The sequence below is a fragment of the Enterobacter cloacae complex sp. GYL001 genome (assembly GCF_049237125.1).
In the GTDB taxonomy this organism is placed as follows: Bacteria; Pseudomonadota; Gammaproteobacteria; order Enterobacterales; family Enterobacteriaceae; genus Enterobacter; species Enterobacter hormaechei_C.
On the sequence record NZ_JBMKGW010000001.1, the window covers coordinates 388,165 to 412,519 of the forward strand.

The window sequence follows — 24,355 nt, forward strand, 5'->3', positions numbered from 1 at the left end:
AAAGTAGAACGTTATGAAACAGGTACTTTTTGTTCGTCCCGACAGCCGCGAGGGCGGGAAAATAATGTGGTGTGAGTCCGGCAGCGAGCGCGTTGAGGTGGTCGACAGCCTGGAGATGCTGGCCGAACACCCCCTGGCTACGCGCGTTTGTCTCCTGTTGCCCGCCAGCGACATGATTTTCCGCCATTTTACGCTGCCGAAAAAGGTGGCTTCTCAGGCGATGGCCTTCTCGTGGATGGCGGAAGAGACGCTGATTGGCGACGTGGACAACCTCCACTGGACGGTACTCCACAAAAAAGGCGCCGACGTCGACGCCGTGGCCATTGACGCCGACCGCCTGCGCGCGGCATTAACCCGCTGTCAGGAGGCCGGATTAAACGTGATTCAGGCCCTGCCTGATGCCTGGCTGCTGCCCGTGACGACAGGGGGCAGCACGCTGGTCGCACAGGATGATAGCTACTGGCTGCGTTTATCGCCCCATGTGGCGGGTGAAATGGAGGCAACCCTGCTGCCGCTGTTAATGCAGAAAGCCGGGGTCGGGGAAGTGTGGTGTTACGGCGATGCGCCTGCGAAGGTGCACGTTGACGTGCAGCATGCCTGGCAGCATCCGCTGGCACTGATTCAGCCGCAGTGGCAAACCTGCCGCGTTAACCTGCTTCACGGTGAATTCAGCCTTAAGGCCGGTAATGGGCGGGCGGCGAAAAGTATGAAAGCCGCGATGGTGGCGGCGGGTGTGCTGTCTGTTGCTCTGCTGCTGGGGCCACGCATTGCAATGGCCTGGATGCTGGTGCAGCAGGAAAATCGGGTGCAGGAGGAGATCGTCCAGGTTTATCAGCACCATTTCCCCAGCATGCGCCAGCAGACCAATATCAAATATCACTTTGGTCAAAGCCTGAAAAAACAGAGCAAGGGATTCTTTCTTCAGCTTGATGAGCTGGAGAACGCCCGGCAGTCAGTCCCTGCGATGGAGATCGAGCTGCTGGAATACGATGCGCAGCAAAACACCCTGACGCTGAGCGTCAGCGCGCAAAACCAGCCCGCGTTGCAGGCGTTTGTTAACCAGACCAGTGAGAATTTTGATTTTACCTTACAGCCTGTTTCAACAACCGAACCGTATACCGCCATGATCGCAGGGAAACATAAATGAAAGAGCGAATCGCGCAGCTGAAGTCACGCTATCAGAATTATAGCACCCGGGAAAAAATTATTTTAAAAATATGTGCCGTTGCCATTGTGGGGGCAGTGGTGTATTACACGGGAGTGATCCCCCTGGATAATATGATTCAAAATAGTAAGTCGACGCTTAAAAGACAAAAAGAAACCCTTAACTGGATGCGCAGTGAAATTGATAAAAATCATCTTCAGGTCCAGATAGTCAAAACGAATAATCCGCGTACGGTGGTCGAGAACAGCGCCCATGAAATTAACCTTTCACTGACGGATATGCGCCAGGAGGGGCAAACTTTATCGTTCGTGTTGAATCGGGTGAATGTGTATGAATTAAGAAGCTGGCTGCGTGAAATTAATCAGACCTCCGGCGTGAGACTGCAAAAAATAAACCTCACGCCGGTGGACCACCTCAGCGACGTGAAAGCGCAGGTGCAGCTCACCTGGTCAAAAAACGCATGAATACCTTTTCGCTGATGCGGGACGCCTTTCCGGTAGGGTTCCCGATAATGAGTGCGATCCTGGGCGGCATTGTGGGCAGTTTTCTTGGCGTTGTCGCCGAACGCGTACCGGGGATGGTGATGGATGAGGAGGGGAGTGGCAATCTGCTCTTTCCGGCCTCGAACTGTCCGGTGTGCCAGCACGCACTTGCCGCGTGGGAAAACATCCCGCTGCTCAGCTGGCTGTTATTACGGGGACGCTGCCACCAGTGCGGCAGCGCGATCCCGCTGCGACTCTTTCTGGTCGAACTGATCTCCGCCTTGTTTTTTGGCATCACGGCCTGGTGCATGCCGGACGTTCAGGCGCTGTTCTCTTTGTGGTTACTGGCGGCTTTTTTACTGCCGCTGGCCATGATCGACTGGCAGCATCAGCTGCTTCCGGACTGCCTGACCCAGCCGCTGCTGTGGGCGGGGTTAGTGCTCCATGCGTTTGACCACACGTTGCCGCTACGCGATGCGCTGTTCGGCGCGGTGGCGGGCTATCTGTCGCTCTGGCTGCTCTACTGGGCTTTTCGTCTGATCACGGGACGAGAAGGTCTGGGTTACGGGGATTTTAAGCTACTGGCGGCGCTGGGCGCCTGGTGCGGCTGGCAGGTGTTGCCCTCCATTGAACTGGCGGCAGCGTTAAGCGGTATTGTCGGTTATTTCGCCGTAAATAATTTAAATAAAAATAACCTCACTATTTCTTTTGGTCCTTATCTCGCCTTTGCTGGAATAGTGGTGTTTATGAGCCAGCAATTTGCTTTCACATTTTAAATATACAGGTCAAGATTTTTTATAAATCTTTTTGATGGAGGAAGGGAAGGACGACCCTTTACGCTCAGTGTATCGTAAGAGATATAAGCTACACGGAATTTCAGCTTGTATCTTTTAATGGAGGAATACAACGCAGCAACAATTTTTTGTTCACGGCACTCACGTTGGTTAAATACGCATTACGCGAAACGCATCCATGATCTCACGGAAGACATGGGTTATTACGTTACGAATAAATTTATCAGGAAATAAAAATGAAATTTATGAAGCCAAAATATCTGGCGCTCTTTATTGCGGCGGCAACCAGCTCCGCATTTGCAGCAGCGCCAGGGGCACCGACGATCGGCTATGGCAATGACAAATTTGCCCTGGTGGAAGTGGATCAGGCAGCCCAGGATTATAACAATCTTGTCAAAGTGCATAACGATGGCGTGGATGTAAAAGTTGAGTGGAACGTCTGGAGTGGTGATGCGCCAACTTCAGCGAAAGTTCTGCTGGACGGACAAACCGTATGGACCGGCGCAGCCGGCGCGACGGGCTCTGCAACGTTTAAAGTGAAAAAAGGCGGGCGTTATCAGGAGCAGGTTGAAGTCTGTAACGCCAGCGGCTGTGCGAAAAGCGCCAGCAAGCTGATTATTGTGGCAGACACCGACGGTAGCCACCTGCTGCCGCTGAATACGTCTCTCAAAGAGAATAACAAAGCGTTTGCGAAGCATACCGATAAAGTGGTTGCGGCCTACTTCCCGGAGTGGGGCGTTTATGACCGTAACTTCCCGGTTGATAAGATCCCTGCGGCAAACCTCAACCACATTCTTTACGGCTTCATTCCAATCTGTGGCGGTGACGGCATCAACGACGGCCTGAAAACCATTGAAGGCGGCAACAGCTTCCGCGTGCTCCAGAACGACTGTAAGGGCCGACCTGACTATACCGTGGCGATCCACGACCCATGGGCTGCGCTGCAAAAACCACAGGCTGGCGTCTCCGGCTGGGACGACCCGTATAAAGGTAACTTTGGCCAGCTGATGGCGCTGAAAAAAGCGCATCCGGACCTGAAAGTGCTGCCATCTATCGGCGGCTGGACGCTCTCCGATCCCTTCTTCCACATGGGTGACCCGGCTATCCGCGCACGCTTTGTCTCTTCTGTGAAAGAGTTCCTCCAGACCTGGAAATTCTTTGACGGCGTGGATATCGACTGGGAATTCCCTGGCGGCGGCGGTGTGAGCGAAAACCTGGGCAATCCGCAGCAGGATAAAGCGACCTATACCGCGCTGATGCATGACCTGCGCACCATGCTGAACGAGCTGTCTGCACAGACGGGCCGTACCTATGAACTGACCAGCGCCATCGGTGCAGGCCGCGATAAGATCGAAGACGTGGATTACACTGCCGCTCAGCAGTACCTCGACCACATCTTCCTGATGAGCTATGACTTCTACGGCGGCTGGAGCAACACCGTTCTCGGCCACCAGGCGGCGCTGCGCGCGCCAGCATGGCGTCCGGACACTGACTACACCACTGAAAATGGCGTTAACGCGCTGCTTTCCCAGGGCGTACAACCAGGCAAGATCGTGGTGGGTGCGGGAATGTATGGCCGCGGCTGGACCGGCGTGCATGGCTACACCGGTAACAATCCTTTCACCGGCACCGCTACAGGTATGGTGAAAGGGACCTGGGAACCCGGTGTGGTTGACTATCGTCAGATCGTTAACGAATACAAAGGCAAACCAGGCTGGGAATACGGCTACGACGCTGATGCGGAAGCCCCTTACGTCTTCAACAAAACTACCGGCGACCTGATCACGTATGAAGATGCGCGTTCAACCACGGCGAAAGGTAAGTATGTTCTGGCGAATAAACTGGGTGGCCTGTTCGCATGGTCTATCGACTCTGACACCGGTGACATCCTGAACGCGATGAACGAAAGCCTGCTGGGCGGCGACGCTACGCCGGTTGATCCGGAGGTCACCAACCACGCGCCAATCGCGTCCTCTGCCGACCAGAACGTGTCTGGCCCGGTAACCGTCACGCTCGATGGCTCTGCTTCAAGCGATCCTGATGGCGATGCGATTACCTACAAATGGACTCAGGTCTCTGGTCCGTCGGTCACCATCACCAACAGCACCAAAGCGAAAGCGACCTTTAACGTTGCCGCCGCGACGTCCGACCAGACCATGGTGTTCCGCCTGACGGTGACCGATGCAAAAGGCCTGAGCAACGCGATTGATATCCAGGTGGTGAACAAGGCGCCGAAAGCTAACCAGGCACCGGTTTTAAACCCAATGGAAGCGATCACGCTTGAATCAGGTGAAACCTATGCGCTGCATGCCCAGGCCGCGGATCCAGACGGAGATGCGTTGACCTACGCCTGGAGTGTACCAGCAGATATGCACGCTACCGGGTCTGACTCCGCGAACGTGAACATCACTGCGCCGGAAGTGAGCTCGACGTCTACCTACACCCTGAGCGTGGTGGTGAGCGACGGTAAGACCAGCGTGCAGTCTAACGTCCAGGTCACCGTGAATCCGAAAGCGGCGCCTGCACCTGTGCCAGATGACGAAGACACTAACCCGGCGGATGACGTTACCCCTCCGGCTGATGATGTGACTCCACCGTCTGACAAAGGGAGCTGCGATGCGCCTGTGGATGCTAACGCCAGCAAATATGCGGCGTGGGAATCCAGCAAAATCTACAACGGTGGCGATACCGTAAGCTTCGACCATCTGGTGTGGAAAGCGAAGTACTGGACTCAGGGCAATCAGCCTGGCTTCGGTGTGGATGCATGGGAGCTGGTGAGCAACGTGAAGATGAACTGGCGTTCTGACCTGGTCTACAACGGCGGCGACACCACCACCTATGAAGGAAACGTTTACCGTACGAAATGGTGGACCCGTGGTGATAATCCAGCCAACAGCGACGTATGGGTAAAAGAAGGCGCATCAACAGACTGCAAATAATCTAACCCATTAATGGCTCCCCCTTTTAGAGGGGGAGTGATTCAAAATTCATTTTACAGGATGTTGGTAAGGAGAAATAACCGAAACTGTCAGCAGGTAAAAATGAAAAAGTTGATTTTGTTGTTATTGATAATAAGCCAAAGCGCCCTGGCAAATTGTTGGGATAAAGCGGCGCATTATTATCATGTCGACCCTTATTTACTGTACGCGATAGCGAATGTGGAATCCGGAATGAACCCGTATGCGGTTGGGCAAAACCGCGATGGCACGCGGGATGTCGGGCTGATGCAAATCAACAGTTCGCATTTTACCGCGCTGGAAAGCAGAGGAATCGACGAATACCGGTTAATCACGGAGCCGTGTACCTCGATCATGGTCGGGGCTTCTATCCTTGCCGGGATGATCAGGGTGTATGGCTATAACTGGGAAGCCGTTGGCGCGTATAACGCCGGACTGAAAAAAGAAAATTATCCGCAGAGGATGAAATATGCCCATAAGGTCTGGGCCAAATATCAGCAACTGAAATTAGCAGCACGTTATTAACGTTTTTTATTTTTGAAGAATTCCTGAAGGTGTTCTTCGAAAAGTGAAAACAGCTGAATGTGGTTTATGTATTAACGGAGTAATACCTAAGCCGGGATTTTAACATTTAATTTTAAACGAACAGGAAAACTGAAATGAACAAAAGGACGTTACTGAGTGTACTCATTGCGGGAGCCTGCGTGGCGCCACTCATGGCTCAGGCTGCTAACCTGAAGGAGACCAGCAGTGAGCCGTACACCATCAAAGCCAGCGATCTGGCGAAGAAAGAGAAGGAACCGACGGACTTCCCGCTGATGGCTTCGGTTAAAGAGACCATCCAGACGCTGGATAACGCCCAGGTCGAACTGATTGAGCCAGGCCGGGCGGCGAACCCGGACAACGTTAAGCGCGTTGAAGGGATTGTGAAAGCCAGCGACTGGGAATATCTCTTCCCGCTGCGCGCGCAGGCCTATACCTACAGCAACTTCCTGAAAGCCGTGGGTAAATTCCCGGCGCTGTGTAAGACCTACAATGACGGTCGTGACAGCGACGCCATCTGCCGCAAAGAGCTGGCCACCATGTTTGCCCACTTTGCCCAGGAGACCGGCGGCCACGAAAGCTGGCGTCCGGAAGCCGAATGGCGTCAGGCGTTGGTCCACGTACGTGAAATGGGCTGGAGCGAAGGGCAGAAGGGCGGTTATAACGGCGAATGTAACCCGGACGTCTGGCAGGGGCAGACCTGGCCTTGCGGTAAAGATAAAGACGGCGATTTCCTGAGCTACTTCGGTCGTGGTGCGAAACAGTTGTCCTACAATTACAACTACGGTCCATTCTCTGAAGCGATGTACGGCGACGTGCGTACGCTGCTCGACAAACCTGAGCTGGTGGCGGACACCTGGCTGAACCTGGCGAGTGCGATCTTCTTCTTCGCCTATCCGCAGCCGCCAAAACCAAGCATGTTGCAGGTGATCGACGGTACATGGCAGCCGAACGATCACGATAAAGCCAACGGTCTGGTTCCGGGCTTTGGTGTGACCACCCAAATCATCAACGGCGGCGTTGAGTGCGGCGGCCCGACTGAAATTGCGCAGTCTCAAAACCGTATCAAGTATTACAAAGAGTTCGCGAACTACCTGAAAGTGCCTGTACCGGCGAACGAAGTGTTGGGTTGCGCCAATATGAAGCAGTTCGACGAAGGTGGCGCAGGCGCCCTGAAGATTTACTGGGAACAGGACTGGGGATGGAGCGCGGATACTCCGGACGGCAAAACCTACTCTTGCCAGCTGGTGGGTTACCAGACCCCGTTCAGCGCATTTAAAGACGGTGACTACAGCAAGTGCGTGCAGCACTTCTTTAACGTGAAAATTGTTAACGACGAGGGTTCTTCCGAGACCCCGGACGAAACGCCGGTCACGCCAACACCGACGCCATCCGACGATGAAACGCCGGCACCAACCCCAACGCCGGATGAAACGCCGGTTGTGGTGAACCACGCGCCGGTTGCGCAGATTGCCGGTCCGATCGGTGCAGTGGAAGCGGGTGCGCAGGTTTCTCTGAGCGCCGAAGGCTCTACCGATCCAGATGGTAACACGCTGACGTATACCTGGCGTTCCCAGGATGGTCAGACTGTTACCGGTCAGGACAAAGCGGTTGTGACCTTTACAGCGCCAGAGTCTGCGACGGCGCAGCAGTATGAAGTGAGCCTGACCGTCAGCGATGGCGAACTGAGCAGCACCACGTCTTACCTGCTGAACGTGAAAGCGAAAGCGGCAACGCCATCCGGAGAAGATACGTCTTACCCGGCATGGAGCGCGAACAGCAAGTACAACGCCGGTGATATCGTGAACAACCACGGTAAACTGTTCCAGTGCAAACCGTTCCCGTACAGCGGCTGGTGTAACAATGCGCCGACGTACTATGAACCTGGCGCAGGTCTGGCATGGGCTGAAGCCTGGACGGCATTATAAACAGCAAACGGCAACCCCCAGGGTTGCCGTTTTAGTGTCTGCTCTTTCCCCTCACCCTAACCCTCTCCCCAGGGGGGCGAGGGGACAGTACGGTGCAGTTGTAGGCCCGGTAAGGCGCAGCCGCCACCGGGCAAAAGGCTAACGATGAAGTTTCCCGTGATCCCGTAACCACGCCGCCGTACGCACTATCCCTTCATCCAGCGATACAATCGGTTTATATCCCAGCTCGTTCTCCGCCCGCGAAATATCCAGCGTAAAATCAAAGTTGAGCTTCGACACACCGTAATGCGTCAGCGCAGGCTCTTTCGCCGATTTACTGCCAAAGCGCTCCATGCTGCGGGCAATCATGTCCAGCATCGGGTAAGGAACAGAACGGATCCGGCAGTCGATTTTTAACTCGTCAATCAGCCTTTGCACAATGCTGCGCAGGGTACAGGGTTCGCCGTTGGTGATGTTGTACGCGCGGCCCGACACCAGCTTATCGCATTCCGGCTGGCTCGCCAGCCACATGGCGTGAACGGCATTTTCGTAATAGGTCATGTCCACCAGCGCATCGCCGCCGCGCGGTAACAGCACGCTGCCGTAGTGGTGCATCATCTGGGCCAGTCGCGGGATAAAGACTTTGTCGTGCGGCCCAAACAGGCTCTGCGGACGCAGCACGGTAAAGCGGGTGTGCGGGTTTGACTGGGCCAGCAGGTCGATCACCTCTTCGCCCGCCGCTTTACTGCGGGCAAACTCACAGGCGAAGCGCGCCGGGCGGAAATCTTCCTGAATATCACGATGGTGGTGATAGTCGAAATAGAGCGACGGGGAGGAGATATGAATAAAGTTACGCACGCCCCAGGCGACGGCCCATTCGCCCAGACGACGCGTGGCGCGCACGTTAGCGAGATCAAAAGCTTCCTGGGTACCCCACGGGGAGGTAAAACTGGAGCAGTGCCACAGCGTATCGATACCGGCGAGCATCACCTTGGCCTGAGAGGAGACCAGCTCCGTCAGATCGGCATGGACAAATTCAGCGCCCATTTTTTGCAGGAGCTTACCCATCGCCTCATTGCGACCGGTGGCCCTCACGCTGATGCCTTTGTTGCGCAGAAACTCGACCGCATTTCGGCCTAAGCCGCTGGTCGCCCCGGTAACCAGTACCTTCATAACAATCCACTGTGTTGAAAAGAATTTCGTGCGCATTCTTTCGTGAATTACGATGTGTTGCAATGGGAAAGGTGAAAGATTAAGAGTTTTATTTAGTTATTTTCCCGCTTTTCTTCTGCCAGTTGCGCAATCCGTTTCGCCATTCCGCGGAAGATAAACAGGTGTGCCGGGATCATCAGCAACCAGTAAAACAGACCCGGCATTCCGTGTGGATGCCACCATGCCCGAACGTCCAGTTCACGATGGTCGACGTTGTCCTTGAGGGTGAAGCAGAGCCGCCCCAGCCCCGGCGCCTTCATGCCAAACAGCAGCGCCAGCTGTTTTTCCGGCTCAACAATAATCACTTTCCAGCTGTCGACGGTATCGCCCACCTTCAGCCAGGGATGGGCAGGGCGGCCTTTTGCCAGCCGGTGACCGACCAGCAGATCCAGCGCGCCGCGCGTTTGCCACAGAATATTGCCGAAGAAATAGCGCTCTTTGCCGCCGATCTGGTTCACAACTTCCCACAGCGCTGCCAGGCTGGCCGTGGTTTTTACCGTACAGCCCGCCTGTTTCGGATAATAGCCGTACTCGGGCCGCCAGCGGGCAAACGCCTGCGCGTCATAACCCCAGTCGCTGGAGTTCACCAGCTTCTCTTCCTCTTTCAGCGTGTTGCGCACCGCGTCGTCAAAGCGGATGAGTTCCTGGGGAATTAAGGCGCGCAGCGCGCGATCGTCCGCCAGCAGATCGTGCTTCAACCCCTGGATAAGCGCTTTGGCGGTCGTCGGCGGCACGGAGGTGATCACATTCAAAAACCACACCGATATCCAGCGGGTCGGGAAGGGGATGGGGATCAGCCAGCGGTGGCGGCCACTCACCCGCATAAAATGTTCGAACTGCGCCTGATAGCTCAGCACTTCCGGACCTGCCGCCTCCAGCACGCGATGCTGCTCCGCCGGGTGATCCAGCAATGCCACCAGATAATGGAGTAAATTCTCCAGCGCAATGGGCGTGGTGCGCGAGCGTACCCAGCGCGGCGGCGTCAGCACGGGCAGGTTGTAGACCATATCGCGCATCACTTCGAACGCGGCGGAACCCGCGCCGACGATGATCCCTGCCCGCAGTTCGGTAACGGGGATACGGGCGCTCCGCAGCGTTTCTGCCGTCAGCTGTCGGGCGCGCAGATGGTCTGACTGCTCGTGCTCAGGCGCCTGGAGCGAGCTTAAAAAAATCACCTGCTTCACCGGCGTTTGCAGCAGCGCATCACGAACGTTCATCGCCACCTGACGCTCGTGGGCGATAAAATCGCCGCCTTCGCCCATGCTGTGGACAAGGTAGTAAAGCGTATCGACCCCTTCCAGCAGCGCAGGAAGCGCTTTCGGCCAGCTAAGGTCAACGTTGTGACACGTCACGCCAGGCAAATGTAGCTTTTGCAGGCGTTCCGTGTTGCGTGCCGCTGCCAGCACCTGGTGCCCCTGCTGGCTTAACGCAGTGGTCAGGTGCTGACCGATATACCCGCTGGCGCCGAGCACCAGAATACGTTGCGGCACGGTATGCTCCTTAACGCTGTAAAAATGCCTGCCAGTGTTTCACCACCTCGGTCAACTGCTCGCGGTTAACGTCAAGGTGCATCACCAGCCGCACGACCGGGGAGGCGTTAATCAGCACGCCACGGGCTTTCATAAAGTCGCCCAGCGCGGCAGCATGCTCATCGCCGACGCGGACAAACAGCATGTTGGTGTCGTGACGCATGACATCAGCGCCGATTTCACGCAGCTGCGCTGCCATCCACGCTGCATTGTCGTGATCGTTTTTCAGGCGTGACACGTTATTTTTCAGGGCGTACAGTCCGGCTGCCGCCAGAATACCCGCCTGACGCATCCCGCCGCCGGTCATTTTGCGCCAGCGGTTGGCGCGCCTGATGTAGTCCGCGCTGCCAACCAGCAGGGAACCTACCGGCGTACCCAGCCCTTTAGAGAGGCAAATGGTGAACGAGTCGCAATATTGGGTGATCGCTTTCAGCTCGCAGCCGTACTCCACCACGGCGTTGAAGATACGTGCGCCGTCAACGTGCAGGCCGAGCTTGCGCTCACGGGTAAAGTCCCATGCCGCTTTCAGGTATTCGCGCGGCAGGACTTTACCGTTATGGGTGTTTTCGAGGCTCAGCAGTTTAGTGCGGGCGAAGTGAATATCATCGGCTTTGATTTTCGCCGCGACCTTGTCCAGCGGCAGCGTACCGTCCGGCGCGGCGTCAATCGGCTGCGGCTGGATGCTGCCAAGCACCGCCGCACCGCCGGCTTCGTACAGGTAGTTATGCGCCCCCTGGCCGACGATATACTCCTCGCCGCGCTCGCAGTGGCTGAGCAGCGCCACCAGGTTAGCCTGCGTGCCGGTGGGCAGGAACAGGGCAGCGTCTTTACCGCTCAGCTCTGCCGCATAGCGCTGGAGTTCGTTGACCGTCGGGTCATCGCCGTAGACGTCGTCCCCGACCGGGGCGGCCATCATCTCTTCGAGCATGGCGCGGCTCGGACGGGTAACGGTATCACTACGTAAATCAATCATTTCACATCCCTTTAATCTAAGAGGTCTTGTGAAATGTTTTACCTGAGCCAGTTGGTTTTTGCCAGTTCGATCACTTCGTCACCGCGCCCGCTGATGATGGCGCGCAGCATGTAGAGGCTAAAACCTTTGGCCTGTTCCAGCTTGATTTGAGGCGGGATCGCCAGCTCTTCTTTGGCGACCACCACATCCACCAGCACCGGGCCGTCGATGGCGAAGGCGCGTTGCAGGGCGTCGTCCACCTCTGAGGCTTTCTCCACCCGAATACCGGTGATACCGCAGGCTTCGGCGATGCGGGCAAAGTTGGTGTCGTGCAGTTCGGTGCCGTCCGTGAGGTAGCCTCCGGCCTTCATCTCCATCGCCACGAAGCCCAGAACGCTGTTGTTAAAGACCACGATTTTCAGCGGAAGCTTCATCTGCGCCACCGACAGGAAATCCCCCATCAGCATACTGAACCCGCCGTCGCCGCACATCGCCACCACCTGACGTTCCGGTGCCGTCGCTTTTGCGCCCAGCGCCTGCGGCATGGCGTTGGCCATTGAGCCATGGTTGAACGACCCAAGCAGGCGACGTTTGCCGTTCATTTTCAGATAGCGCGCGGCCCAGACGGTGGGCGTTCCTACGTCGCAGGTGAAGATGGCATCGTCGTCGGCGAAGTGGCTGATCTGCTGCGCCAGATACTGCGGGTGGATCGCTTTTTCGCTCGGTTTGGCGAGATCGTCCAGCCCCTTGCGCGCATCGCGATAATCGCTCAGGGCTTTATCGAGGAATTTGCGGTCCGTTTTTTCTTCCAGCAGCGGCAGCAGGGCGGCGAGGGTGGATTTGATATCGCCGATAAGCGCCATATCCACCTTGCTGTGCGCGCCGATGCTGCCGGGATTAATGTCGATCTGGATAATTTTGGCATCCGTCGGGTAGAACGCGCGGTACGGGAACTGGGTGCCGAGCAGGATCAGCGTGTCGGCGTTCATCATGGTGTGGAAGCCGCTGGAAAAACCGATCAGCCCGGTCATGCCGACATCGTACGGGTTATCGTATTCAACGTGCTCTTTCCCGCGCAGGGCGTGCACAACTGGCGCCTTCAGCTTACCGGCAAATTCCACCAGCTCTTTATGCGCGCCGGCGCAGCCGCTGCCGCACATCAGGGCGATATTGCTGGAGTATCGCAGCAGCTGCGCCAGCTTTTTCAGCTCTTCATCGGCAGGGGTAATGGTTGGCTGGGGCGCAGAGTACCAGTGGGTGGTGGCGGTTTCAGGTGCGGCCTTCAGCGCCACGTCCCCCGGCAGCACAACCACCGAAACCCCGCGATTCAGGATCGCCTTACGCATGGCTATCGCCAGCACCTGTGGGATCTGCTCCGGCGATGAGACCAGCTCGCAATAGTGGCTGCATTCACGGAACAGCTCCTGCGGATGCGTCTCCTGAAAATAGCCGCTACCGATTTCAGATGACGGAATGTGAGCCGCAATCGCCAGCACCGGAACATGGTTGCGGTGACAGTCGAACAGACCGTTGATGAGGTGCAGGTTTCCCGGTCCGCAGGAACCTGCACAGACGGCGAGTTCACCCGTAAGCTGCGCTTCGGCACCGGCGGCAAAGGCGGCGACTTCTTCATGGCGGGTGGGCATCCACTCAATAGTTTTCATCTTGTTAAGGCTATCGCTGAGTCCGTTCAGAGAATCGCCAGTGACGCCCCAGATACGCTTTACGCCAGCCTGCTCAAGGGTTTTCGCTATGTATGCAGCCACAGTTTGTTTCATGGTTGTCCGTCTCCTTTTTGTGATATCGCTTACAAGCTTAGAAGAAAGTCGCTGTATTGCCTGCTCAGTACTCTTTAAGTACAGGTGGTTTTTCTGCGCGACGCGCCTGGCAAAGTCAAAAAAATAACGGGCTGCCGCACAGGCAGTAGGCACAATGTAGGCCTAGTGCCACCCGGCAAAAAGCCCGGTGGCGCTGACGCTTACCGGGCCTACAGGAGTTTCAAAGGCAAATGAGCTGGCCTGCACGGACAAAAAAGCCCGGTGGCGCTGATGCTTACCGGGCCTACAGGTGAACCACGACAGATTATGCGAGCACAAGATCGCCCTGCGGATGGCACGAACATGCCAGCACATAGCCCTCCGCGATTTCCGCATCGGTCAGCGTCATGGTGCTGGTGACCGTGTACTCACCGGAAACCACTTTGGTCTTACAGCAACCGCACACCCCGGCGCGACAGGCCGCTGCCACCGGTACGTTGTTGCTTTCCAGCGCTTCAAGCAGCGTGGTGCCCACGCGGCCAAAGAAGGTCTGCGCCGGTTGCAGCTTCGTGAACTTCATCCCGCTGGTCGCCGCTTCCGCTACAGGCGTGAAGAACTGCTCTTTGAAGAAGCGGGTCACGCCGAGCGCTTTCACTTCTTTCTCCACGATCTCCATGTACGGCGCCGGGCCGCAGGTCATCACGATGCGGTTCGCAATATCCGGCACGCTTTGCAGCAGCTCGCGGCTCAGGCGCCCCGCGACAAAAGCGTGCGTCGCGTTGTGCTCGGCCACCAGCGTCACCGGATAGTTGCGCCATTCTTCGGCAAAAATCACATCTTCCGGGGAACGAACGCTGAAAATCACCTGCACGTCGGCCTGAGGACGGTATTTCGCCAGCCAGCGACGCATCGACATAATCGGCGTCACGCCACAACCCGCCGCCAGCAGCAGGAATTTATCTTCCGTCTTGTCGTCACAGGTAAACTCGCCCTGCGCGTCAGACAGCCAGATGTAATCCCCGCGCTTCACGTCCCGGGTCAGCCACTCGGATCCTGCGCCGTCATCAATACGACGAACGGTGAGCGTAATGTACTCGCTCACGCCCGGCGTGGAGGAGATCGTGTAGGCGCGCAGAGTGTCCGCCGAATTACGCACGCTCACCAGCGCATACTGACCTGCACGGTACGGGTAGTAGTCGTGGCACAGCAGCGACAGCGTCCACACATCCGGCGTCTCCTGATGGATGTGATGAACCTGCATCCGCCACGGACATTGTGAGGTTGGCATGGTCATGAGTTACTCCTTACGCGCTCAGCAGTTGCTTCATATCATCTTCAACGTTGGTCACAGAACGCAGACCAAATTTCTCGTTCAGGATGGCCAGCAGGTCTGGCGTCAGGAAGCCTGGCGCGGTCGGGCCGGTCACGATATTAGTGACGCCGAGAGAGAGCAGGGTCAGCAGGATGACAATCGCTTTCTGTTCAAACCAGGAGAGCACCAGCGACAGCGGCAGATCGTTCACGCCGCAGCCCAGTTTCTCCGCCAGCGTGACCGCCAGAATAATGGCAGAGTACGCATCGTTACACTGACCCGCATCCACCAGGCGCGGCAGGCCTTCGATGTTGCCGAAGTCCAGCTTGTTGAAACGGTACTTACCGCAGGCCAGGGTCAGGATCAGACAGTCTTCCGGTACGCGGGTGGCGAAATCGGTGAAGTAGTTACGTTCCCCGCGCGCGCCGTCACAGCCGCCGATCAGGAAGATGTGACGCAGTTTTTCACGGCTGACGAGGTCAATCAGGGAATCCGCCGCACCCAGCAGGGTTTCACGACCAAAACCGACGGTGATGAGGTGCGGAATTTCGCTGTACGGGAAGCCTGCCATCTGCTGCGCCTGAGCGATAACCGGACCGAAATCGTCGCCTTCAAGGTGGCTCACGCCCGGCCAGCCGACGATGCTGCGGGTCCAGATACGGTCGTCATACGCGCCGACGGTCGGGTCGATGATGCAGTTAGAGGTCATGACGATTGGGCCAGGGAAGCGGGCGAACTCCACCTGCTGGTTCTGCCAGCCGCTGCCGTAGTTACCGATCAGATGCTTAAATTTACGCAGCTCCGGGTAACCGTGCGCGGGCAGCATTTCGCCGTGGGTATAAACGTTAACGCCGGTGCCTTCGGTCTGCTTCAGCAGGTTGTAGAGATCTTTCAGGTCATGACCGGAGATCAGGATGCATTTGCCTTCGGTCGCTTTGACGTTGACCTGCGTTGGCGTTGGGTGGCCGTAGGTGCTGGTTTCACCGGCATCCAGAATGCTCATCACTTTGAAGTTCATCTGGCCGATTTCCATCGAGCATTCCAGCAGGGCGTTCATATCGGAAGGCCAGGTGCCCAGCCAGGCCATGATTTTGTGGTACTGGGCGTAAATAGCGTTGTCGTACTGGCCGAGTACGTGCGCGTGTTCCATATAGGCCGCAGCACCTTTCAGACCGTACAGGCACAGCAGGCGCAGGCCGAGGATGTTTTCGCCAATCGCCGCTTTGTCTTTATTGGGAGTAAATTCTGCGGCCTGACGCTGTAGCTCGCCCAGGTCGTCGCTCACCAGCTGTAGCTCCGCCATCGGGTTGTCCACGCGGGCGCTGGCGTCGGCATTCAGGCACTGCGCTTTCAGGGCTTCACGCAGGGCAATCGCTTCGCGGGCATAGCCCACAATGCGTGGAGAATCGAAGTTAACGTTGGTCAGCGTGGAGAAAAATGCGCGCGGCGCAAAGCTGTCGGCATAGTGATCAACAATGCCATATTCACGGGCTTTGAAGGCCCAGGCGGACAAGCCTTGCAGCGCCGCAATCAGCAGATCCTGGAGATCGGACGTTTCTGCGGTTTTGCCGCACATTCCCTGCGCGTAAGAGCAGCCGTTGCCTGCTGGGGTACGGATGGTTTGTTCACATTGCACACAAAACATAATCACACCTGTTAAAGTTATATTTGAGATACATGTTTAAGGTTATGCCTGTGCCACAGCAGAGAAAAGTGCTTTCTTATACTAAGTGGAGGGTTATTGATTTAGCGCAATTTTGGCGGCAGGTTCACTACCGCCAAAGCAGTATCAGGCTGAGAAGAACGCCATCAGAATGGGGACCAGCAGGCTCAGAATAAAGCCGTGTACGATGGCGGCAGGGACCATCTCCAGCCCTCCCGAGCGCTGTAATACCGGCAGGGTAAAGTCCATTGAGGTGGCCCCGCACAGGCCCAGCGCGGTAGAGCGGCTGCGGCGTACCAGGCCGGGGATCAGCATGATGGCTATCAGCTCGCGCGCCAGATCGTTAAAGAAGGCGGCGCTGCCGATCACCGGACCAAACGATTCGGTCAGCAGAATACCGGAGAGCGAATACCAGCCGAAACCGGACGCCATCGCCAGGCTGGTTTTCAGCGGCAGATCGAGAATAAAGGCGTTAATCACTCCCCCCGCCAGTGAGCTGGCCACAACGATAACGGCAACCATCATGCCCCGGCGGTTAAGGACAATCTGTTTCAGCGTCATGCCATTATTTCGCAGCTGAATACCAATCAGGAAGAGCAGGAAAATAAGCGTATATTCGCTGGCTTCCGTTGCGTGCTGTAAAAATGCCCAGCCGGTCAGACCCAGTAAAAAACCGAGTACCACCACGCCGCACAGTTTTAATGATTCCAGCGCCATCGCAATACGGGAGGGAAGCTTTTCCTGATGGTGGTGATTTTTCCAGGGAATAGTGCGTTCCAGCCAGAACAGCGCAGCAATATTGCACAGCAGAATAACCACTACCGTAACCGCAGAATAATGCAGGATGGAAAGCAAGTTCGTCGCCAGATTATCCAGGAAGGCCAGGCTGATCCCCATAAAGAACAGAATGACGTAAACAATCCAGCTGAGAAAACGATTAATAAGCTTTAAGGCCGATTCATGACGCAGCGGAATAAGGTAGCCCACAATCAGGGGCAGAAGAATGATGAGGAGTCCTGAGAACATGAACAGCCGGTCCTTTTGAGTATCAGTTAAGCGCCAGAGACACTACCCAATAAAGGCTGTGAGGTAAAGCTACAAAAAAAGCCGGGTGGCGGCTACGCCTTACCCGGCTTGTCTATTTGGGGTGGTGCGGCCTGATGTCCTCACCCCGGCCCTCTCCCACAGGGAGAGGGGGAAAACCATTAATCGTGTTTTTCCAGCAGGGTGCGATACAGCACGCCGCCCAGAATACCGCCGATAATAGGCATCACCCAGAACAGCCACAGCTGTTCAAGCGCCCAGCCGCCCTGGAAAATAGCCACCGCGGTGCTGCGCGCCGGGTTAACGGAGGTGTTGGTCACCGGAATGGAGATGAGGTGGATCAGCGTCAACGCCAGACCAATAGCGATGGGGGCAAAGCCCGCAGGCGCGTATTTGTCCGTTGCGCCGTGGATCACCAACAGGAAGCCTGCGGTGAGCACAATTTCAATCACGATGGCAGACAGCATCGAGTAGCCGCCTGGAGAGTGTTCGCCGAAGCCGTTCGACGCAAATCCGCTGGCCGCGGCGTCAAATCCGGCTTTACCGCTGGCAATTACGTACAGCACCGCCGCGGCAATAATACCGCCAATAACCTGGGCAATAATATAGCCAATAATATCTTTCGCCGGGAAACGTCCGCCCGCCCATAATCCTAATGTGACGGCCGGGTTGAAATGACCGCCGGAAATATGCCCCACGGCGAATGCCATGGTTAATACAGTTAAACCGAATGCCAGCGCGACGCCGACAAAGCCAATACCTAATTCCGGAAATGCGGCTGCCAGTACTGCGCTACCGCAGCCACCAAACACCAGCCAGAATGTACCAAAGCATTCTGCCGCTAATTTTCTGAACATAACCACCTCAATAATAAACGTCCGCGCCCATTCCTGCGCGCGGGTTATATCGCCATAAAGGGATGACGACTCAAAGAGCCAGTATTTTGAAACCATCAACATCCCTTCGCCACTCAAATAAATTCACTAAATTTGATTTAAGGCAATGTGATGTCAATCCTTGTTCAGAACGGAGGTAATAAGAGCATAGCCCAATAATTAAGGGGGCGTATATTCTGCTGTCGTGACCCACAGCCTGCCGCTATACTGCTGATAACTTGAAGGAAAAAGTGGCCGAATTGCGGGGGATGTATGCTACTCGAACGTGTGGAGATTGTCGGGTTTCGCGGGATTAACCGCCTGTCGCTGCAACTGGAACAGAACAACGTCCTGATAGGCGAAAATGCCTGGGGTAAATCCAGCTTGCTGGATGCCCTGACGCTGCTACTTTCGCCCGAAGAGAACTTGTACCACTTCGTTCATGATGACTTCTGGTTTCCGCCAGGGGATGTCAACGGACGCGAGAAACACCTGCATATCATTCTGACCTTCCGCGAATCCGAGCCCGGTCGCCATCGCGTGCGTCGTTTTCGGCCTATGTCGCCCTGCTGGGTGCCCTGTGAAGATGGTTTCCAGCGTATTTTCTATCGCCTTGAGGGCGAAATGGCGCAAAACGACGGGGTGTTAACCCTGCGTGAATTTCTTGATGAGAAGGGAAATCCGATCCCGCTCGATAATATTGACGAGCTTGCCCGCCATCTTATCCGCCTCTCCCCCGTGCTGCGCTTACGAGACGCGCGCTTTATGCGGCGGATCCGTAACGGCACCGTGCCGAATATGCCCGAGGTGGAGGTGACCGCCCGCGAACTGGATTTCCTCGCCCGTGAACTGGTCTCACGGCCGCAGAACCTCACCGACGGCCAGATCCGTCAGGGACTGTCTGCCATGGTGCAACTGCTGGAGCACTATTTCTCCGAGCAGGGAACGGGGCAGGCGCGCCACCGTCTGATGCGTCGCCGCTCGCACGATGAACAACGAAGCTGGCGCTATCTCGATATTATCAACCGCATGATCGACCGCCCCGGCGGGCGCACGCATCGGGTGATCCTGCTGGGATTATTCTCCACGCTTTTACAGGCGAAAGGGACGGTGCGCCTGGATCGGGACGCGCGCCCGCTGCTGCTGGTGGAAGATCCGGAAACGCGGCTGCACCCGATTATGCTTTCCGTGGCATGGCATCTTCTTAATTTGCTGCCGTTGCAGCGAGTCACCACCACGAATTCCGGAGAGCTGCTCTCTCTGACGCCGGTGGAGTATGTCTGCCGCCTGGTGCGTGAATCGTCGCGGGTCACCGCTTACCGGCTCGGGCCCGGCGGGTTAAATGCCGAAGATGGCCGACGAATTGCGTTTCATATCCGTTTTAACCGTGCCTCTTCCCTGTTTGCCCGCTGCTGGTTGCTGGTGGAAGGGGAAACGGAAACCTGGGTGATAAACGAGCTGGCTCGCCAGTGCGGACACCACTTTGACGCCGAAGGGATCAAAGTGATCGAATTTGCTCAGTCTGGCTTAAAACCGCTGATCAAATTTGCGCGCCGGATGGGGATAGAGTGGCACGTACTGGTGGATGGCGATGAGGCGGGTAAAAAATATGCGGCGACCGTGCGCAGCCTGCTCAATAACGATCGTGAAGAGGAGCGGGAACATCTGACCGCGCTGCCTGCGATGGACATGGAGCACTTTATGTACCGCCAGGGATTTGACGACGTCTTTCACCGCGTGGCGATGATCCCGGTAGATGTGCCCATGAATATGCGCCGGGTGATTGCCAAAGCTATCCATCGGTCGTCAAAACCGGATTTGGCCATTGAAGTTGCGACGGAAGCGGGCAGGCGAGGCGTGGAGTCGGTGCCCACGCTGCTGCGTAAAATGTTCTCCCGCGTCCTCTGGCTGGCTCGCGGGAGGGCCGATTAACGGGCAGTCGCCTGCGAAACCTGTTGGATCAGGCTATCAAGCAGGGCATAGCGGCGGCGGTATTCGGACCGTTTTTTACTCGCAATCTCTTCCATCGGTTTGCGTGGCATGGTCAGTGGCAGGGCAAAGTTGCCGTTATCCTGCTGCTGTCCGCCAAGGGAGCGCCAGAAGCTGTCATAGTCAGCCAGCAATTTTCCCTCTTTTTTCTTGCGATAGCGCCAGCTGCGGTAGATGTGGGTGGCGTTACTCACCGCGAGGATCTGCTCGACCGGGAAGGCGCCTGCCAGCGTCATGACCGCTTCAACCAGCAGACGTTTTGGGAACAGTCCGTGACAGGCTTTGGTCGCCAGCTGAATGTGCTCGTGCGGGACATGCGCTTTCGCCCCCTGCATTCCGCCGATGAAGAGCGTTGGCTTGCCCTGGTATGTGCACAGCGTAAAGGTCAGCTCGGCCAGCATCGTGTTCTGGTGGTCGCAAAAAGTGAGGGTCGCTTCCCCTTCTTTGTCCAGAAACGCATCCGCGCTCAGGCGAACGCTAAACTGCTGCTCCTCTTTGCCCGTTAACGTCACCAGCATAATGCCCTGGCTGGAGAGGTAACCGTTCAGCAGCGACGCCGGAAGATGGCGGCTCATCATCTCATAGTGATCGTTCAATGCGTCCAGCGTAGTCTGACGGCCCATATTGACGGTCAGCCACGGCCGGTGCAGGCGGCACGGCAGGCCGGGCTGCACGCGCAGGATCTGCATCAGACGGGGCTGTTTTGCAAGATTTCCGAGCAGGCGCGCAGTGGTGAACGGCGTTGCCAGCGAGCGCAACATAAACTTACGTCGATAGGCCGGATTTTGCCACGCCAGCCCCGGCGTGAGGGAACCCGATGCCAGGCTTTTAAACAGTTGCCAGCCCGATTTAGGCTGGGGCAGCGTTGAATAAGGTGTATCGACGATGGAAGACATGTTAGATCCTGCTTCTGGTGGAATATCGCTATTTCAGCAGGCGCTTTATCAACATCGGGTAAACAATTCCCGACGATTACGGGGATCGGGGGTTTCGTTGAGGAGTGGTTTAGATAAAATCAACGGTGATGATAGCCAGAGCAATTATTTGGAATATTTATGAACCTGAAGGGAAAACGCAGAAAGCTGTTTCTGCTGCTGGCGGTAGTGGTGTTAGCGGGCGGATTCTGGTTATGGAAGGTACTGAATGCGCCGGTACCACAGTATCAAACGCTGATTGTTCGTCCTGGCGAGCTGCAACAAAACGTGCTGGCGACGGGGAAACTGGATGCCCTGCGTAAGGTTGACGTGGGCGCGCAGGTCAGCGGTCAGCTTAAAACCCTGTCAGTTGAGATTGGCGATAAGGTTAAAAAAGGCCAGCTGCTGGGCGTGATCGATCCTGAGCAGGCGCAAAACCAAATCCGCGAAGTGGAAGCGACGCTGATGGAGCTGCGCGCGCAGCGCGCGCAGGCTCAGGCGGAGCGTAATCTCGCTCAGGTCACCCTGACGCGCCAGCAGGCGCTGGCGAAAACGCAGGCTATCTCGAAACAGGATCTGGACACAGCCGCCACGGAGCTGGCGGTGAAGCAGGCGCAGATTGGCACCATCGATGCGCAAATCAAACGGAATCAGGCCTCGCTGGATACGGCGAAAACCAACCTCGATTACACGCAAATCGTTGCGCCAATGGCCGGGGAAGTGACGCAGATAACCACCCTGCAAGGCCAGACGGTCATCGCCGCGCAGCAGGCGCCGAACATCCTGACCCTGGCGGATATGAGCACCATGCTGGTGAAAGCCCAGGTATCCGAAGCGGACGTCATTCACCTTAAGCCGGGGCAGAAAGCCTGGTTTACGGTGCTGGGCGATCCGCAAACCCGCTATGAAGGGGTGCTGAAAGATATCCTGCCGACGCCGGAGAAGGTCAACGACGCCATCTTCTACTATGCGCGTTTTGAGGTGCCAAACCCGCAGGGCGTGCTGCGTCTGGAGATGACCGCCCAGGTGCATATCCAGCTGACCGGCGTGAAAAACGTGCTGACGGTTCCGCTCTCCGCGCTGGGTGAATCCGCCGGGGACAATCGCTACAAGGTGAAAGTGCTGCGCAACGGCGAAACCCGCGAGCGGGAAGTGGTGATTGGCGCACGTAACGACACCGATGTGGTGGTGGTAAAAGGGCTGGAAGAGGGTGAGGAAGTGGTCACCAGCGAAACCCTGCCCGGAGCCGCGCAATGACGGCGCTGCTTGAGCTGAATGACATTCGTCGCAACTATCCGTCCGGCGACGGGCCGGTGGAGGTGCTGAAGGGCATCTCCCTGCGCGTTGAAGCCGGTGAAATGGTGGCGATTGTCGGGGCGTCGGGCTCGGGTAAATCAACGCTGATGAACATTCTCGGCTGTCTGGATAAGCCCACCAGCGGCACCTATCGCGTGGCCGGGACGGATGTTTCCACCCTGGACGGCGACGCGCTGGCGAAGCTGCGTCGCGAGCATTTTGGCTTTATTTTTCAGCGTTACCATCTGCTTTCACACCTGAGCGCGGCGCAGAACGTGGAGGTGCCGGCGGTGTATGCGGGCGTCGAGCGCAAAAAACGCCTTGAACGCGCGAAGGCGCTGTTAACGCGTCTTGGGCTGGCGGAGCGTGTTGATTATCAGCCTTCGCAGCTTTCCGGCGGTCAGCAGCAGCGCGTGAGTATTGCCCGTGCGCTGATGAACGGCGGACAGGTGATCCTCGCTGATGAGCCAACCGGTGCGCTCGACAGCCATTCCGGTGAAGAGGTGATGGCGATCCTGCATCAGCTGCGCGATCAGGGGCATACGGTGATTATTGTCACCCACGATCCGCAGGTGGCAGCGCAGGCGGAACGCATCATTGAGATCCACGACGGCGAGCTGGTCAGCAACCCGCCGCCACGTCAGTCCAGAGCGGCGGCGCCGAAAGAAGCCTTACCTGCGTCCACCGGCTGGGGACAGTTCTCCAGCGGCTTTCGTGAAGCGCTGACCATGGCCTGGCTGGCGATGGCGGCCAACAAAATGCGCACCCTGCTGACCATGCTCGGCATCATTATCGGTATTGCCTCGGTGGTGTCGATTGTGGTGGTGGGCGATGCGGCGAAACAGCTGGTGCTGGCGGATATTCGCGCCATCGGGACTAACACCATCGACGTTTACCCCGGCAAAGATTTTGGCGACGACGAGCCGCAGTATCAGCAGGCGCTGAAATACGACGATCTGGCGGCTATTCAGAAGCAGCCGTGGGTGAACTCCGCCACGCCTGCCGTGTCGCAAAACCTTCGTCTGCGCTACGGCAACATCGACGTGGCGGCCAGCGCTAACGGCGTCAGCGGAGATTACTTCAACGTCTACGGCATGACCTTCAGCGAAGGGGCGACCTTCAACGCGGAACAGCTGGCGGGCAGGGCGCAGGTGGTGGTGTTAGACGCTAACTCGCGCAGACAGCTTTTCCCCAATAAAACCCGTGTGGTGGGGGAAGTGATCCTGGTGGGTAACATGCCCGCCACGGTGATTGGTGTGGCGGAAGAGAAACAGTCCATGTTTGGCAGCAGCAAGATCCTGCGCGTCTGGCTGCCGTACAGCACCATTTCCGGGCGCATTATGGGACAGTCCTGGCTCAACTCCATTACCGTGCGAGTGAAAGAGGGCTACGACAGCGCGCTGGCGGAACAGCAGCTCGAGCGGCTGTTAACGTTGCGCCACGGGAAAAAGGATTTCTTCACCTGGAACATGGACGGCCTCTTGAAAACGGCCGAAAAGACCACACGTACTCTTCAGCTGTTCCTGACGCTGGTGGCGGTGATTTCGCTGGTCGTCGGCGGGATAGGGGTGATGAACATTATGCTGGTGTCGGTGACCGAACGTACGCGGGAGATCGGCATTCGCATGGCGGTCGGGGCCAGAGCCAGCGATGTGCTCCAGCAATTTTTGATTGAAGCGGTGCTGGTGTGTCTGGTGGGAGGCGCAATGGGGATTGCGCTCTCAATGATGATCGCCTTCGCGCTCCAGCTCTTTTTACCGGGGTGGGAGATTGGCTTCTCACCGATGGCGATCCTCACCGCGTTTTTGTGCTCCACCTTTACCGGCATTTTGTTTGGCTGGCTGCCGGCACGAAACGCGGCGCGGCTGGATCCGGTGGATGCGCTGGCGCGGGAATAACCCGAAAATAAAAATGCCAGCCGATCGGGCTGGCATTTTGCCTGCGGGGTGTACACAATGAATCAG

Annotated in this window: 18 protein-coding genes; 9 read left to right on the forward strand and 9 right to left on the reverse strand. The window is 56.8% G+C overall.

What is annotated here, in order from left to right:
* Nucleotides 1-13: 13 nt before the first annotated feature.
* The 6 genes from gspL (at nt 14) to ACOTWU_RS01880 (ending at nt 7,869) form a co-directional block, all read left to right on the forward strand.
* Nucleotides 14-1,147 (forward strand): type II secretion system protein GspL, encoded by a 1,134-nt coding sequence (gene gspL, locus ACOTWU_RS01855; RefSeq protein ID WP_032103415.1) that lies wholly within the window; start codon nt 14-16, stop codon nt 1,145-1,147.
* Nucleotides 1,144-1,629, forward strand: a complete 486-nt coding sequence (gspM, locus tag ACOTWU_RS01860) for a type II secretion system protein GspM (RefSeq protein ID WP_017384857.1) — start codon at nt 1,144-1,146, stop codon at nt 1,627-1,629. Before gspL ends, gspM begins: the two co-directional genes overlap by 4 nt.
* Nucleotides 1,626-2,423, forward strand: coding sequence for a prepilin peptidase (locus tag ACOTWU_RS01865; RefSeq protein WP_023303380.1), 798 nt, complete (start codon nt 1,626-1,628; stop codon nt 2,421-2,423). The genes gspM and ACOTWU_RS01865 overlap by 4 nt, the downstream gene beginning before the upstream one ends.
* A gap of 254 nt (nt 2,424-2,677) precedes the next feature.
* The gene (locus ACOTWU_RS01870; RefSeq protein WP_126499023.1) at nt 2,678-5,380 is read left to right on the forward strand and encodes a glycosyl hydrolase family 18 protein; all 2,703 of its coding nucleotides are present in this window, start codon (nt 2,678-2,680) and stop codon (nt 5,378-5,380) included.
* Between the two features lie 102 nt (nt 5,381-5,482).
* Nucleotides 5,483-5,923 (forward strand): type III secretion system invasion protein IagB, encoded by a 441-nt coding sequence (gene iagB / locus ACOTWU_RS01875; RefSeq protein ID WP_040117441.1) that lies wholly within the window; start codon nt 5,483-5,485, stop codon nt 5,921-5,923.
* Between the two features lie 134 nt (nt 5,924-6,057).
* Nucleotides 6,058-7,869: a glycoside hydrolase family 19 protein gene (locus ACOTWU_RS01880; RefSeq protein WP_252049319.1), complete on the forward strand. Its 1,812-nt coding sequence runs from the start codon at nt 6,058-6,060 to the stop codon at nt 7,867-7,869.
* A 138-nt stretch (nt 7,870-8,007) separates the two neighbouring features.
* On the opposite strand, the gene ACOTWU_RS01885 is transcribed toward ACOTWU_RS01880, so the two are convergent.
* The 8 genes from ACOTWU_RS01885 to aqpZ all read right to left on the reverse strand — a co-directional run bounded on the left by ACOTWU_RS01885 (nt 8,008) and on the right by aqpZ (nt 18,174).
* Nucleotides 8,008-9,021, reverse strand: coding sequence for an NAD-dependent epimerase/dehydratase family protein (locus tag ACOTWU_RS01885; protein ID WP_017384852.1), 1,014 nt, complete (start codon nt 9,019-9,021; stop codon nt 8,008-8,010).
* 92 nt (nt 9,022-9,113) lie between these two features.
* On the reverse strand, nt 9,114-10,550 hold the full coding sequence (locus tag ACOTWU_RS01890) for an SDR family oxidoreductase (RefSeq protein ID WP_126499022.1): 1,437 nt from the start codon (nt 10,548-10,550) through the stop codon (nt 9,114-9,116).
* 10 nt (nt 10,551-10,560) lie between these two features.
* Nucleotides 10,561-11,562, reverse strand: a complete 1,002-nt coding sequence (gene ltaE, locus ACOTWU_RS01895; protein ID WP_126499021.1) for a low-specificity L-threonine aldolase — start codon at nt 11,560-11,562, stop codon at nt 10,561-10,563.
* 38 nt (nt 11,563-11,600) lie between these two features.
* On the reverse strand, nt 11,601-13,319 hold the full coding sequence (gene poxB / locus ACOTWU_RS01900; RefSeq protein WP_032653119.1) for a ubiquinone-dependent pyruvate dehydrogenase: 1,719 nt from the start codon (nt 13,317-13,319) through the stop codon (nt 11,601-11,603).
* Nucleotides 13,320-13,623: 304 nt separating this feature from the next.
* The gene (hcr, locus tag ACOTWU_RS01905) at nt 13,624-14,592 is read right to left on the reverse strand and encodes an NADH oxidoreductase (protein ID WP_040117444.1); all 969 of its coding nucleotides are present in this window, start codon (nt 14,590-14,592) and stop codon (nt 13,624-13,626) included.
* A gap of 10 nt (nt 14,593-14,602) precedes the next feature.
* Nucleotides 14,603-16,255, reverse strand: a complete 1,653-nt coding sequence (gene hcp / locus ACOTWU_RS01910) for a hydroxylamine reductase (RefSeq protein WP_040117445.1) — start codon at nt 16,253-16,255, stop codon at nt 14,603-14,605.
* A gap of 144 nt (nt 16,256-16,399) precedes the next feature.
* Nucleotides 16,400-17,299 (reverse strand): lysine exporter LysO family protein, encoded by a 900-nt coding sequence (locus ACOTWU_RS01915; RefSeq protein WP_015570988.1) that lies wholly within the window; start codon nt 17,297-17,299, stop codon nt 16,400-16,402.
* A gap of 179 nt (nt 17,300-17,478) precedes the next feature.
* Nucleotides 17,479-18,174 carry an aquaporin Z gene (gene aqpZ, locus ACOTWU_RS01920; protein WP_032103428.1) on the reverse strand — a complete coding sequence of 232 codons (696 nt, stop codon included), beginning with the start codon at nt 18,172-18,174 and terminating at the stop codon, nt 17,479-17,481.
* 291 nt (nt 18,175-18,465) lie between these two features.
* Here aqpZ and ACOTWU_RS01925 point away from each other — a divergent pair, with 291 nt between their 5' ends.
* Nucleotides 18,466-20,124 (forward strand): ATP-dependent endonuclease, encoded by a 1,659-nt coding sequence (locus ACOTWU_RS01925; protein ID WP_017693708.1) that lies wholly within the window; start codon nt 18,466-18,468, stop codon nt 20,122-20,124.
* Here the strand turns inward: ACOTWU_RS01925 and ACOTWU_RS01930 are convergent.
* Nucleotides 20,121-21,077, reverse strand: coding sequence for a VirK/YbjX family protein (locus ACOTWU_RS01930; RefSeq protein ID WP_126499020.1), 957 nt, complete (start codon nt 21,075-21,077; stop codon nt 20,121-20,123). The genes ACOTWU_RS01925 and ACOTWU_RS01930 overlap by 4 nt on opposite strands.
* Nucleotides 21,078-21,236: 159 nt before the next feature.
* Here ACOTWU_RS01930 and macA point away from each other — a divergent pair, with 159 nt between their 5' ends.
* Both macA and macB read left to right on the forward strand, forming a co-directional pair.
* A complete protein-coding gene (gene macA, locus ACOTWU_RS01935) occupies nt 21,237-22,352 on the forward strand; it encodes a macrolide transporter subunit MacA (RefSeq protein WP_033486313.1) in 1,116 nt (371 codons plus the stop codon).
* The gene (macB, locus tag ACOTWU_RS01940; RefSeq protein WP_126499019.1) at nt 22,349-24,289 is read left to right on the forward strand and encodes a macrolide ABC transporter ATP-binding protein/permease MacB; all 1,941 of its coding nucleotides are present in this window, start codon (nt 22,349-22,351) and stop codon (nt 24,287-24,289) included. Before macA ends, macB begins: the two co-directional genes overlap by 4 nt.
* The last annotated feature ends 66 nt before the right edge of the window (nt 24,290-24,355 follow it).

What these genes read in the sequence shown, in the direction of transcription:
- gspL (WP_032103415.1), top strand. Translation starts at nt 14, where the DNA reads ATGAAACAGGTACTTTTTGTTCGTCCCGACAGCCGCGAGGGCGGGAAA.
- gspM (WP_017384857.1), top strand. Translation starts at nt 1,144, where the DNA reads ATGAAAGAGCGAATCGCGCAGCTGAAGTCACGCTATCAGAATTATAGC.
- ACOTWU_RS01865 (WP_023303380.1), top strand. Translation starts at nt 1,626, where the DNA reads ATGAATACCTTTTCGCTGATGCGGGACGCCTTTCCGGTAGGGTTCCCG.
- ACOTWU_RS01870 (WP_126499023.1), top strand. Translation starts at nt 2,678, where the DNA reads ATGAAATTTATGAAGCCAAAATATCTGGCGCTCTTTATTGCGGCGGCA.
- iagB (WP_040117441.1), top strand. Translation starts at nt 5,483, where the DNA reads ATGAAAAAGTTGATTTTGTTGTTATTGATAATAAGCCAAAGCGCCCTG.
- ACOTWU_RS01880 (WP_252049319.1), top strand. Translation starts at nt 6,058, where the DNA reads ATGAACAAAAGGACGTTACTGAGTGTACTCATTGCGGGAGCCTGCGTG.
- ACOTWU_RS01885 (WP_017384852.1), bottom strand. Translation starts at nt 9,021, where the DNA reads ATGAAGGTACTGGTTACCGGGGCGACCAGCGGCTTAGGCCGAAATGCG.
- ltaE (WP_126499021.1), bottom strand. Translation starts at nt 11,562, where the DNA reads ATGATTGATTTACGTAGTGATACCGTTACCCGTCCGAGCCGCGCCATG.
- poxB (WP_032653119.1), bottom strand. Translation starts at nt 13,319, where the DNA reads ATGAAACAAACTGTGGCTGCATACATAGCGAAAACCCTTGAGCAGGCT.
- hcr (WP_040117444.1), bottom strand. Translation starts at nt 14,592, where the DNA reads ATGACCATGCCAACCTCACAATGTCCGTGGCGGATGCAGGTTCATCAC.
- hcp (WP_040117445.1), bottom strand. Translation starts at nt 16,255, where the DNA reads ATGTTTTGTGTGCAATGTGAACAAACCATCCGTACCCCAGCAGGCAAC.
- ACOTWU_RS01915 (WP_015570988.1), bottom strand. Translation starts at nt 17,299, where the DNA reads ATGTTCTCAGGACTCCTCATCATTCTTCTGCCCCTGATTGTGGGCTAC.
- aqpZ (WP_032103428.1), bottom strand. Translation starts at nt 18,174, where the DNA reads ATGTTCAGAAAATTAGCGGCAGAATGCTTTGGTACATTCTGGCTGGTG.
- ACOTWU_RS01925 (WP_017693708.1), top strand. Translation starts at nt 18,466, where the DNA reads ATGCTACTCGAACGTGTGGAGATTGTCGGGTTTCGCGGGATTAACCGC.
- ACOTWU_RS01930 (WP_126499020.1), bottom strand. Translation starts at nt 21,077, where the DNA reads ATGTCTTCCATCGTCGATACACCTTATTCAACGCTGCCCCAGCCTAAA.
- macA (WP_033486313.1), top strand. Translation starts at nt 21,237, where the DNA reads ATGAACCTGAAGGGAAAACGCAGAAAGCTGTTTCTGCTGCTGGCGGTA.
- macB (WP_126499019.1), top strand. Translation starts at nt 22,349, where the DNA reads ATGACGGCGCTGCTTGAGCTGAATGACATTCGTCGCAACTATCCGTCC.